Origin of the sequence: Winogradskyella sp. 4-2091 (assembly GCF_045765065.1) — a bacterium.
Lineage (GTDB): Bacteria > Bacteroidota > Bacteroidia > Flavobacteriales > Flavobacteriaceae > Winogradskyella.
The window spans coordinates 1-4,447 of the sequence record NZ_JBJKOD010000032.1 but is presented as its reverse complement, the minus strand read 5'-3'; the positions used below and the strand labels follow the sequence as shown (position 1 = coordinate 4,447).

Here is a 4,447-nt window from a genome sequence, read left to right as displayed (position 1 = left end):
CCAGTCGCTTCTCCAAAACACAGAACATTAGTAATGGTTCCAGAAGTGGTTGCTGTATCACAATCATCAGTACATGAGATTTGTATACTCTCAACAGTTTTACATCCATTATCATCAATAACAATAACGGAGTGGTTACCAACAGGTAAGTTTGTAGCAGTAGCAGTAGTTTGGTTATTCGCAGAGGCAGACCATTCATATGTGTATGGTGCAGTTCCACCAGTTGCGGTAACAGTTGCAGAACCGTTAACACAAGCTTGTATATAGGTCGCATCAACCTTATTAATTGAAGCACTTAATGCTTCCGAAGGTTGTGTAATAGAAATATTATGAACCACAGGATCACAAGATGATCCATCCATAGTAACACTCACGGTATAGTTCCCAGCAACCACATCAGATATCGTACTCGAAGTTACACCAGATTCAGTATCGCCATTAGACCATGTAAAAGTAAAAGTAGCCGTAGGATTAATCACAGAACTCGCTGACACAGTTGCTGCACCAGTATCGTTTCCGTTACATAAAACATTGGTAATAGTTCCAGAATTTGTAACAATATCACAATCGTCCGTACAAGAAATAGTTATAGTTTGTGAAGTTGTACAATCATTAGCATCAGTAACAACAACAGTATGATCTCCTACAGGTAAGTTAGTAGCATTTGCTGTAGTTTGGTTAGAGGCAGAGGCTGACCATAAATAAGTATAAGGTGCTGTACCACCAGTTGCAGAAGCATCAGCTGAACCATTATCACAACCTTGCGTTGAAGTTGCATCTACTTTAGTAACAGAGAGATTTAAAGCGTCAGGTTCTGTTATTTCAATATCAACAGTTGTAGTACATCCATTATCATCTTCAATCGTAACCGTATAATTATCAGCAATTAAATTATTAAAATTACCTGAATTATTAGAAGTTGAAGTTGTACCATTATCATTAGTAAAAGTATAAGGACCAGTACCACCACTGGCTGTAACTTCAAAACTTCCTGTATTATTTCCATTACAATCAACATTGTTTACACTGTTTGAACTCGCAAATAGTTCATCATCTGGTTGAGTAACTTCTATAGTCTTGCTTATTACACATCCATACGCATCTGTTACCGTAACCGTATATGTATTGGCATAAAGATCAGTTAAATCTTCTGACGTAGCTAAATTACTCCACTCAAAAGTATATGGAGATTTACCTCCAGAAACTGTAATATTTATTGCGCCAGAATCTTCCAATTTACATGCTACATTTGTTATGTCTTCTGTAATTGACATTTCATATAATTCAATAGCATAATTGGTGTAAATTTTTTCACAACCAGTATTTGTGTTAGTGACGTAAAGAGTATAATCGCCAGAACTAATTGAGAACTCGTTTAAACTTTGATAAGAACCACCATTCAATTTATACTCGTAATCTGGTCCAGTAGGAGATGTAATTTCAATATCAAAATTATTTCCTCCATTACAAGTGACATCTATTTCAGGTTCATCAGGAAAGGAGCTTAAGGGTGTTGTAAAACTTAATGTTTGATTAGCACATGCCGCAGGATTAGAAGCATAAGATAAGTTTGCATAATACGTACCTCCATGAACTGATTCATTATATGGTGATAAGTTTAATGTGTTTCCTGTACCTATTACTGTCGGGTCTGAATCTTTTGTCCACTCGATATCTAAGAAAGAAACGCCTTGAACAAACAGAAATCCATCTTCTCCATCACAAAGATCTTCAGCTATGATTGTAGGTGGTACTGCAAGACCTGTATTTACTTCGACATTAATTACATTAAAGCAACTATCTTCAATTTGTACAGTGTATTCTCCAGGAGTTAAATCTGAAAATACAGGGTTGTCTCCATTATCGATAGGTGTTATCGCAGATCCGTTAAATTCTATAATAGAGAAATTTAATGGAGGGACTCCTGTAGCGGCTATAACTAATTCACTATTACCGTTGGAACAATTTCCTAGATAGTAACTATCTACTTTTACGCCCGAGACAGGAACAGTAAAAGTTTCTAATGTAGTTCTGCAATCAATACTTCTGCTAGATTCTCCATCTCTATATATTTCAGACTGAATTACAACTCTCATTAATCCGTCACTCAACACATTGTTTAAAACTCCATTAACAGTTCTTAGAGAGTTGCTAGAAGTTTCCTTACTGCTTATCGCCATAGCGTTAGTAGAGGATATTACAGTCCCAACAGTATGCATAATATTAGTTTCAGGATGTCCCCATTCATCCGTATCAGGATAATATTTTTGTAACCACAACTGCTCTCGAAATAACCAAGATGTTATAGATGCAGAAACGTTAAAGGAGCCACAATTTAATTCTGGCGTAACAGTATGGGTAAATTCACCTGAAGGTATGGTAAAGGTTTTAGAAACTAAATTACCACAACTAGTAAGAGCCTCAAAAGTATATTCTCCAGTTGGTAAGGAAGTCATTGCAAAACGTCCGTTTGATGAGATATTAGCACTTACGTTATATGGTATTGGATTAGGGTAAGTTGAAGGTGCAGATGTAATATTTATAGAACTAATATTTGCAGCTTGAGACCATCCGACATTAGTATTTCTAAGATACATATATACATTTCCTTCATCTGCATCACAGCCTCCAGATACAGTTTGGGTTAAATCTAAGTTAAGGGCACTACCAAGTGAAATTGTTTCTGTGAAAGTAGTACCACAAGAATCTGATACTTCTATAACATAAGAACCATTAGGTAATGGATTTGATGTACTACCAAAATTTAACCACCACGGTATATCAGTATAGGTAGCGCTGTAAGTTCCCAGCGCATACTCTGATCTGTAATTGTTTGGATCAAACCCAACAGGGTAAGTTGTAAAAGTAACATCTATGGGAGCAATGACTCCTTCAAATCGGCTTATACTAAAATATTCTAATCCACAGTTTGGGGTAGTTTCTGAATAAAATCGAACTCGTGAATCTGCGTCAATGGTTTCATTTCTGGTTTCGGTATTACCACAATTATCAGAAATTTCAATGGTATAATCATAAGATTCTCCAGTATAAAAAGGAATAGTATATGCTGAATCATTTTGTGCATCACTAGCCCATGTATCATTAATTATTGTTGGAGAACCTGGATTTGACGGATCTTCGACTGTGATAGTTATCTCTATTGGAAATACATAATCAGGAATAGTGTATGAACCATTAAAACTTATTCTCTCGGTGTGCAAGTAGTTATTACAATCTTGCAAAACGCGAAAAACACTGGTATTATCTGACCAAACATATCTATAAAAACCATAATTCGCATCTGGAGTCGAAATTGTAATTCCTTGCGTAAATTCATCACCACAAGCATCTATTACAACTACAATATGGTCTCCTGGAGGTACAGGTGTTAATATATCTGACGCTTGAGGAGGAATTATAACAGTATTTGAAGAATCTCGCAATTCATAACTAATGGCTGTTCCTGTAGTGACATTGGCTGTAATTTCTCCACCACCACATATAGTTGTTTCAGTTGCTGTAAATATTAAGTCTTCCGTATTATCGTTTATTACGGCCTCTTGCGTTTCCTGATTAGTTTGTGTTCCTAAAGTTTGTGTTGCAATAACGCGGTAATTTCCGGCAGGAAATGATGTTTCTATATGTTGGAAAGTAGTAAAATCTGGTCCACTTGGTTCAATACCGTTAGATACTCTAAAGGGAGTTGTAGTGTCTGGTAATTGATAAATAACAAATTCAAACTCGGCACCTTCTTGTGTGTCAGTAATATCCATTGTAAGTATACCGTTACCTGTACAGACTTCATCCGTAGGAATAACTCTCATTTCAAATGGAGTAATTTGCGCTGTTAAGCTTGAAAAACAGAACAATGCAAATAATAAACTAAACAAGTTGTTCTTTGAATACAACTTAGGTAATTTTAATTTCATACTAATTTTATTAACTTATCAAGCAATTGATTCAGCCAAAACAAGATAGATATATACTGTACGTATTTTTAGGGTGTAATTATTGTTATTATGAACAACATAATCATCTGTTTTTTGTTAAATAAAAGGAGGGATATTCAGTGTAACGATATATAAAATGGATTAATATTTTATTAATTTAAGATCATCTACACTAAATTTATTTAACACTATCATTACAACTAAAGTGCTACTTTAACAGTTCAGTTGAGCCGGCAATTTAAATGTTATAATTGAATTAAACAACCTTTTGTCGGAAAAATATGCATTTAAACGATGTTTTAATTCTGAATTGAATTTAAAATTATTTATAATATTCATATTGAGACATTAGATGTAAGTTGTATTTTAGTTGTTAAGTTGTTGAAATACAGTGATTAAAGGTTTGTTTGATTTAGATTTTTACAAATAAATGAAATGTATACTTGCTTTTTTTTAATCTAGAGAGGAATACTGATAAAGTCAAAAAAAAAATGATA

The 4,447-nt window shown here is 34.3% G+C and carries 1 protein-coding gene; it reads right to left on the bottom strand.

Annotated features, from left to right (window positions below):
• Positions 1-3,929 (bottom strand): hypothetical protein (locus ACJBCC_RS17125; RefSeq protein ID WP_407557906.1); only part of this gene is annotated, 3,929 nt, incomplete at its 3' end.
• Positions 3,930-4,447 lie beyond the last annotated feature (518 nt).